The 6,483-nt window shown below is 31.2% G+C and carries 10 protein-coding genes; 6 read left to right on the top strand and 4 right to left on the bottom strand.

The annotated features are described in order from the left end of the window. The coding region (locus L8V85_RS05835; protein ID WP_263665462.1) for a cache domain-containing protein at positions 1-585 on the bottom strand (585 nt) is incomplete at its 3' end. Positions 586-829: 244 nt separating this feature from the next. Beyond that, entirely contained in the window at positions 830-1,426 is a 597-nt protein-coding gene (locus L8V85_RS05830) for a peroxiredoxin (RefSeq protein ID WP_133319569.1), read from the bottom strand. 185 nt (positions 1,427-1,611) lie between these two features. Between L8V85_RS05830 and L8V85_RS05825 the strand changes: the two genes are divergently transcribed. The 6 genes from L8V85_RS05825 (at position 1,612) to L8V85_RS05800 (ending at position 4,945) form a co-directional block, all read left to right on the top strand. Beyond that, complete coding sequence (locus L8V85_RS05825; RefSeq protein WP_039619165.1) at positions 1,612-1,896, top strand: ferredoxin, 4Fe-4S; 285 nt, start codon at positions 1,612-1,614, stop codon at positions 1,894-1,896. 156 nt (positions 1,897-2,052) lie between these two features. Beyond that, entirely contained in the window at positions 2,053-2,466 is a 414-nt protein-coding gene (ndk, locus tag L8V85_RS05820) for a nucleoside-diphosphate kinase (RefSeq protein WP_039642239.1), read from the top strand. After that, complete coding sequence (locus L8V85_RS05815; protein WP_087699608.1) at positions 2,466-2,819, top strand: hypothetical protein; 354 nt, start codon at positions 2,466-2,468, stop codon at positions 2,817-2,819. The genes ndk and L8V85_RS05815 overlap by 1 nt, the downstream gene beginning before the upstream one ends. A 14-nt stretch (positions 2,820-2,833) precedes the next feature. After that, a complete protein-coding gene (gene rpmF, locus L8V85_RS05810) occupies positions 2,834-2,980 on the top strand; it encodes a 50S ribosomal protein L32 (RefSeq protein ID WP_012662034.1) in 147 nt (48 codons plus the stop codon). A gap of 5 nt (positions 2,981-2,985) precedes the next feature. Next, a complete protein-coding gene (gene plsX, locus L8V85_RS05805) occupies positions 2,986-3,975 on the top strand; it encodes a phosphate acyltransferase PlsX (protein ID WP_263737646.1) in 990 nt (329 codons plus the stop codon). After that, complete coding sequence (locus L8V85_RS05800) at positions 3,962-4,945, top strand: beta-ketoacyl-ACP synthase III (protein ID WP_263737645.1); 984 nt, start codon at positions 3,962-3,964, stop codon at positions 4,943-4,945. Before plsX ends, L8V85_RS05800 begins: the two co-directional genes overlap by 14 nt. Positions 4,946-4,956: 11 nt before the next feature. On the opposite strand, the gene motB is transcribed toward L8V85_RS05800, so the two are convergent. Then, positions 4,957-5,697 carry a flagellar motor protein MotB gene (motB, locus tag L8V85_RS05795; RefSeq protein WP_263728617.1) on the bottom strand — a complete coding sequence of 247 codons (741 nt, stop codon included), beginning with the start codon at positions 5,695-5,697 and terminating at the stop codon, positions 4,957-4,959. A gap of 9 nt (positions 5,698-5,706) precedes the next feature. Continuing rightward, complete coding sequence (motA, locus tag L8V85_RS05790) at positions 5,707-6,480, bottom strand: flagellar motor stator protein MotA (protein ID WP_133319563.1); 774 nt, start codon at positions 6,478-6,480, stop codon at positions 5,707-5,709. Between the last annotated feature and the right edge of the window lie 3 nt (positions 6,481-6,483).

Genomic DNA, 6,483 nt, shown 5'->3' with positions numbered 1-6,483 from the left:
ATGCCCTATAGCTAAAACATCTTTAGAAAAAGTATGTAAATTATAGTCACCTCCAACTACCGCTAAGAGTTTTCCATTAGCATAAACAGGAATGGCATAAGTAATTCCTATTTCTCCTGTTGTTACAGATTTATATGGATCAGTTGTTATAAATTTTCCAGCTGCTTTAGCTTCTTTATACCAACCTCTATTTTTAGTATCATAACCCTTTGATAAATCAAGTACTTGACCATCTGATTGATAATTTTTGCCACTATCTTCAAAACCAACATAAACTAGCTCAAACCCAGAAGTTTTTGCAGCTAGTTTGAGAATTTGCATAATTTGTTCTGAAGGCATATTTAAATTACTAGAAAATTGCTCTGCTAAAGATTCTATAGCTAATCTTTTAGTTTTTCCATAAAAATCATACAGAGCATTTGTATCCACCATATTGTTTACTTGTATTTCTGTTAGTAAATCAAAAGTACTATTTTTTGAATTAAAATAACTGACTAAATTAATCAGTATTACAATAGAAACTACACCTACACACATTATCCATATAAGCTTTGAAGATAAGCTCTTAGAAAATGAAAAAACCATAACAGCTCCTTAAAATTTTGTAGTAAATTTTTATACAACGATTATCATGCTATTAATACAATAAAATGACAACAAAATAATAAATATATAAAATAAAAAGTAAATTATTTATTACATGATGTCCTAGTTATAATATTTTAAAAGCATTTATCAAAAATGTATATTAATCAGTATATTTTGAGAGTATTGTAACTTTATAACACAATTTATGCTAAGCTGAAAGAAAAACTTTCAGCTTAAAAAATTATAATTTATTTTCGTTTTTACTTAGATAATCAGCAACACCTTTAGGGTCAGCCTTCATACCTTCATCGCCTTTATTCCAACCAGCTGGGCAAACTTCACCATGTTCATTAGTAAATAGCATAGTATCAACCATTCTAATCATTTCATCAATGTTTCTTCCAAGTGGTAAGTCATTTATAACTGCATGGCGGATTGTTCCATCAGCATCAAGCAAGAAAGAACCTCTTAAAGCAACTGCTTCTTCAAATAAAACATCAAAATTTCTGGCAATTTGTTTTGTTAAGTCAGCTACTAAAGGAAATTTAACTTGACCTATACCACCTTGATTTACAGGCATATTTTTCCAAGCAAAGTGAGAGAATTCGTTATCGCAAGATACACCAATTACTTCAATACCTCTATCTTTAAAATCTTGATATCTTTTATCAAAAGCAATAATTTCAGAAGGACAAACAAAAGTAAAATCTTTTGGATAGAAAAATACTACCGCACCTTTTGGTCCTATATTTTTATAAAGATTAAAATCTCCAACTATTTCATTATTACCTAATACAGCAGGTGCTGTAAAATCAATAGCTTTTTTAGTTACTATCATCGTTTATCTCCTAATTAATAAATTTTATTTGTAACAAAATAATATCATTTGTAAATTTAAAAATTTATTAATTGTGTAAATTTGTATGTAAATTAATTTTATTATCAAAATTAAAAGATTTTAAGAATAAAATTAAGACAATTTTGATAATCTTATATTAAACTTTTAATATTTAAGGAGTAAAAATGGCAGTTAAAATTACTGATATTTGTATAGCATGTGGTTCTTGTATAGATGAATGCCCAGTAAGTGCAATCGTAGATGATGCAAATAACCCTGAGGGCGAAGATAGATATTATGTTTATGCTGATAAATGTGTTGAATGTGTAGGACATAATGATCAGCCAGCATGTGCAAGTGCATGTCCAACTGATGGCTGTATTGTATGGAGCGATGTAGTTAGTGGTCAACCAAGTCGTGATAATATCGGAAGCGATTTGAGAGATGGCTCAACTCCGGTATTTGCTTAATTAATACCCAATACAAGCATCTTTCTAGTATTTAAGATGCTTGTAGCTTCTTCATTTTATAACTCAAAATTACAATTTTTATATAAATTTAAAGCATTTTTTGATATAATTAACTCTTTTATAAACATAAAACTTATCTAAATTAAGGGGACGATTTTGGAAAAAACACTTTCTATTATTAAACCTGATGCAGTAAAAAAAGGCGTTATTGGTCAAATTTTAACACGCTTTGAAAGCAATGGTCTAAGAATAGCGGCTACAAAAAAAATACAGCTTTCAGAAAAAGAAGCACAAGAATTTTATGCTGTACACAAAGATAGACCATTTTTTAAAGACTTAGTTGAATTTATGATCAGTGGTCCAGTTGTGGTTTCTGTTTTAGAAGGCGAAAATGCTGTGTTAAAAAACAGAGAATTAATGGGTGCTACAAATCCAAAAGAAGCGGCTCCTGGTACTATCAGAGCAGATTTTGCAGATAGTATTGATGCAAACGCGGTTCATGGAAGCGATAGCTTGGAAAATGCAAAAATTGAAATAGAATTTTTCTTTTCAAAAACTGAAATTTTATAATGAAAATTGCCTTTGCAAAACTTAGCTCTGTAGCTTATCCTTTTAAACTAGATCTTGATAATATAGTTTTTGAAGGAACTATTACAAAAGTTAATCCAAAATTAGCTAAAATAACAGCTAATTTTAAAGGATTTACTTATAGAAATTGCGATCGATGTGGTGATGAAATGGAACTTGAAATCGATCAAAATATAGAGCTTTTTGCAAGCGATGGAATTTTTAAAGATGAAAATAATACTTTAAGTGATACTATGGAGTTTTTTGACTCTCATATTGACTTAATAGAGCTTGCTACAAGTGAATTACAATCTTACTTAAGTGATTATTTTTATTGTAATAAATGTTTAAATTAATAAAGGAGTAAAAAATGGCAGTACCTAAGAGAAGAGTGAGCAAAACTCGCGCAGCAAAACGCAGAACTCATTACAAAGTTACCCTACCTATGCCTATTAAGGATAAAGATGGTAGCTACAAAATGCCTCATCGTGTAAATCCTGTAACTAAGGAATATTAAGAACAATGACGAGCATTGCTATTGATGCAATGGGTGGTGATTTTGGGGAAAAGCCTATTATAGAAGGTGTAATTCAAGCTCTAAAAGAGCGAAAATTTAAAGCCGTCTTAGTAGGAGATCCTCAAAAGCTTAAAACCTTAATCCCTCAAGAATTAAACTCATATATAGAATATGAAGAGGCTTTTGATGTATTTGCTATGGAAGAAAATTCTACAGATGCATTAAAACGAAAAGATAGTACAATCTACAAAGCCATAGATTTAGTAAGAAATCAAAAAGCAAAAGCTGTTGTGTCAGCTGGACATAGTGGAGCTACTATGAGTTTGGCTACTTTAAGACTTGGAAGATTAGCCAATATCGCTAGACCTGCAATAGCCACTTTAATGCCAAATATCCATTCAAGAACATTAGTGTTAGATGTTGGTGCAAATGTTGATTGCAAAAGTGAGCATTTGTTTCAATTTGCCATTATGGGTGAAGCCTATGCTAAAGAAATTTTAAAAATTGCTAAGCCTAGAGTTGCTTTGCTTTCAAATGGTGAAGAAGAATGCAAAGGAAATGAGCTTACTAAAGAAACCCATCAACTTTTAAAGCAACTTCCAAATTTTGTCGGAAATGCTGAAGGAAGAGATATATTTAATGGCACGATAGATGTATTAGTATGCGATGGTTTTAATGGAAATATCTTACTTAAAACCGGTGAAGGTGTAGCAAGTGTTATTACAAAACTTTTAAAACAAGAAATTCAAAAATCTTTTTTAGCAAAACTTGGCTATCTTTTAGCAAAACCTGCTTTTAATGAATTAAAAACCCACATTGATTATGAAGAATATGGCGGGGCTCCACTTCTAGGTGTGAAAGAATGTGTCATTATAAGTCATGGTAAAAGCGGTCCAAAAGCTATCAAAAATGCTATTTTTCAAGCATTAAATTTTACACAATCAAATATAAATCAAACTATAGAAAAAGAACTTGCCAATTATGAAATCAACTAAAGCTTCATTAAAAAGTATAGCTTCTTACATTCCCGAAAAAATACTTAGCAATAAAGAATTAGAATCTATGGTGCAAACTAGTGATGAGTGGATATTAAGAAGAACAGGAATAGAGCAAAGACGCATAGCAAATGATGATGAAAACACGAGTAATCTTGGTACTAAAGCAGCTATCAAAGCTATACAAAGAGCGAATTTAAAACCTCAAGACATAGATGCTATTATTGTTGCTACTTTAAGTCCTGATTGCTTTACTATGCCATCAACTGCATGTAAAATTGCTCATAATCTTGGATTAAAAAACATCACTGCTTTTGACATTTCTGCAGCATGTTCAGGGTTTATTTATCTTTTAGAACTTGCTAAATCTATGGTTGAAAGCAAAACAAAGAAAAATGTTTTAATTATTGGAGCTGAAAAAATTAGCTCTATTATAGACTATACAGATAGAAGTATTTGTGTTTTATTTGGCGATGGAGCTGGTGCTGGAATTGTATCTTTAGATGATAATTATCCGATTATAGATACCCATACAGCAAGTGATGGGGAGTTTGGAGATTTATTAATAACTCAAAGATCTCAAAAAAGTAGTATTTGCTCTCCTCTTTCTATGCAAATGAAAGGAAACGAAGTATTTAAAATTGCAGTAAATACTCTAAGTAACGATGTTATTGATATTCTTGCAAAAAATAATATAAAAAGTGAAGAAATTGATCTTTTTATACCTCATCAAGCTAATTTAAGAATTATTAAAGCCGTACAAGAAAAATTAAATTTTGCAGATGAACAATGCGTGGTTACAGTGCAAAAATACGGCAATACTTCAGCAGCCTCAATACCTATGGCAATGAATGATGCTTATGAACAAGGTCGTTTAAAACAAGGCTCACTAATATTGCTTGATGCTTTTGGTGGTGGATTTACTTGGGGTTCAGCATTGCTTCGTTTTGGCGGAGAAAATAACAAATAAGTTTATAAAGCTTATTTGTTATTAAAAGTTTCTATTTGATCTAATACTGACTTTCTAACTTGATTGTCTGAAGAATCTACACGAATATAAAACTCTACCCTATTATTTATTTCATCTTCTTTATTTGTACTTAAAGGATAATTATCACCAAAACTTACAACTATAAGTTGAGTTGGATCGATTCCTTTAGCTATTAAATAATCAGCTACAACTTGAGATCTTTTACTAGCTAAATCAAAATTTCTCTTAGGATCCCTATCGCTTGCATCAGTATAACCTCTAAGTTCTATTTGAGCTTGTTTTGGCATTTTCTTAAGCACTTCACTAATACGCTTTAAAAAATCTTGTACATCAGCAGAATCAATCTGAATACTACCTCTAGCAAATTCAACTCTAGCTGGTAAATTTAAAACTATATTATTTTCTCTTTGATCTAATGCTGCTTTTAATTTTTCTATATTTTCTTGTTGAGTAATACTTAATTTCTTAAGTTTTTCAAGCTCTTCTACATTTGCATTTGAAGGTGCGCTATATTTATTATGCACTTCACTTTCTTTTTCTAAAGGACTAGAAGCAGTGAATTCAAAAATTTTAACAAATTCAGTTTTCAAGGCTTCAGTTTTTGCAGGATTACTTTCAGAAATCGCCCAAAGAGCAATAAAAAGTGCCAAAAGCAAACTTAAAAAGTCTGCATAAGGCACTGCCCATTTTTCACCTGCTGGACATTCTGGACATTTATGTTTTTTTCCCATTTTTAACTCTTATTTATCAAATTGAGAAATTCTAGGCTCATCATGACTTAAATAGTTAAATAACTTTGCCTCCAAATCTCTTGGATTAGCTCCTTCTGCAATGCTTACAATAGCGTGAGAAATAACTATTCTTTCCTTAATTAAATCATGTGAATTAGCTTTCATTTTATTACCCCAAGGCCCAAATAAAGCATAAGCTCCAAAAATTCCCGTAACAGTTGCTGTAAAAGCTCCTGAAATACCCGCTGCCATAGCCTGTGGATCATCGAGTAGTTTAAGTGCCAAAATCAATCCAAAAACAGCACCAACAAGCCCCATAGTAGGACAAGTTTCACCAAAGCGTATCCAATATTCTGCACATTCTTTATAATATTCTTCCATTTCTTCTACTTGAATTTCCATACTTTCTTTAATTTCTTCTACGCTCTTACCATCTACCATCATCATCATAGCTTCTTTTAAGAACTCATTGTCAATTTCATTAGTTTTTGACTCTAAAGCCAAAAGTCCATCTCTTCTTGCTATAACAGAGTATTCTACAAGCTCAGCTATTCTTTGACTTAAATTTACCCCCGAACCTTTAAAAACTACCTTTAATTCCTTATATGCACCTTTAACAATTTTTTTATGTGTAGAAGTCATTGCGCAAAAAGCTGCTGTAGGCACCACGATAATAAAAGACGCTAAGTGTAAAACATGCAAAGGGTTACCACCCTCTAAAATATCCCCTACAGAAATACTAACAACAGCTAATACCATCCCAAGTATGGTTGAAAGATCCATTAA

Source organism: Campylobacter sp. IFREMER_LSEM_CL2090, assembly GCF_025771865.1.
Lineage (GTDB): Bacteria > Campylobacterota > Campylobacteria > Campylobacterales > Campylobacteraceae > Campylobacter_D > Campylobacter_D lari_D.
The sequence above is the reverse complement of the archived record's forward strand: the minus strand, read 5'-3'. Positions and strand labels throughout refer to the sequence as shown.

Bases quoted from the DNA above. Each gene is read 5' to 3' on its own strand.
- L8V85_RS05830 (WP_133319569.1), bottom strand. From the start codon at position 1,426: ATGATAGTAACTAAAAAAGCTATTGATTTTACAGCACCTGCTGTATTA.
- L8V85_RS05825 (WP_039619165.1), top strand. From the start codon at position 1,612: ATGGCAGTTAAAATTACTGATATTTGTATAGCATGTGGTTCTTGTATA.
- L8V85_RS05815 (WP_087699608.1), top strand. From the start codon at position 2,466: ATGAAAATTGCCTTTGCAAAACTTAGCTCTGTAGCTTATCCTTTTAAA.
- rpmF (WP_012662034.1), top strand. From the start codon at position 2,834: ATGGCAGTACCTAAGAGAAGAGTGAGCAAAACTCGCGCAGCAAAACGC.
- plsX (WP_263737646.1), top strand. From the start codon at position 2,986: ATGACGAGCATTGCTATTGATGCAATGGGTGGTGATTTTGGGGAAAAG.
- L8V85_RS05800 (WP_263737645.1), top strand. From the start codon at position 3,962: ATGAAATCAACTAAAGCTTCATTAAAAAGTATAGCTTCTTACATTCCC.
- motB (WP_263728617.1), bottom strand. From the start codon at position 5,697: ATGGGAAAAAAACATAAATGTCCAGAATGTCCAGCAGGTGAAAAATGG.
- motA (WP_133319563.1), bottom strand. From the start codon at position 6,480: ATGGATCTTTCAACCATACTTGGGATGGTATTAGCTGTTGTTAGTATT.